1 protein-coding gene is annotated in these 534 nt (G+C 56.6%); it reads right to left on the minus strand.

The window, feature by feature from the left end; translation table 11 throughout:
- Nucleotides 1-3: 3 nt before the first annotated feature.
- The coding region (istB, locus tag FOY56_RS23430; RefSeq protein ID WP_146348546.1) for an IS21-like element helper ATPase IstB at nucleotides 4-534 on the minus strand (531 nt) is incomplete at its 5' end.

Raw genomic sequence — 534 nt, forward strand, 5'->3', positions numbered from 1 at the left:
GGTTTATGACGCGGTCAATGTTGCGGTCTCCTTTTCTGTTTTCTTTGCGGCCTTAGCACTGGCCTTAAATCGGTAGCTGTCGTTTCCAGTCTCGAGGATGTGGCAGCGGTGTGTGAGCCGGTCGAGAAGCGCTGTGGTCATCTTTGCATCACCGAAGATCTGCGCCCATTCTGAGAAGCTCAGGTTGGTAGTGATGATGACGCTGGTGCGTTCATAGAGCTTGCTCAACAGATGGAAGAGCAGCGCCCCGCCAGAGGAACTGAACGGCAGATAGCCAAGCTCGTCCAAGATGACCAAGTCGACCTTGGTGAGCATCTCAGCCATCTTCCCTGCTTTGCCGAGTGCTTTCTCCTGCTCCAGCGCATTGACCAATTCCACGGTTGAGAGGAAGCGGACTTTGCGCCTGTGGTGTTCAATTGCCTGCACGCCAATTGCAGTGGCCGTGTGGCTCTTGCCCGTTCCGGGGCCACCGATCAGCACGACATTCTCGGCCGCTTCGATGAACTCGCATCGGTGCAGCTGCCGCACTGTCGC

It is taken from the genome of Falsiphaeobacter marinintestinus (assembly GCF_007923355.1).
GTDB lineage: Bacteria > Pseudomonadota > Alphaproteobacteria > Rhodobacterales > Rhodobacteraceae > Phaeobacter_A > Phaeobacter_A marinintestinus.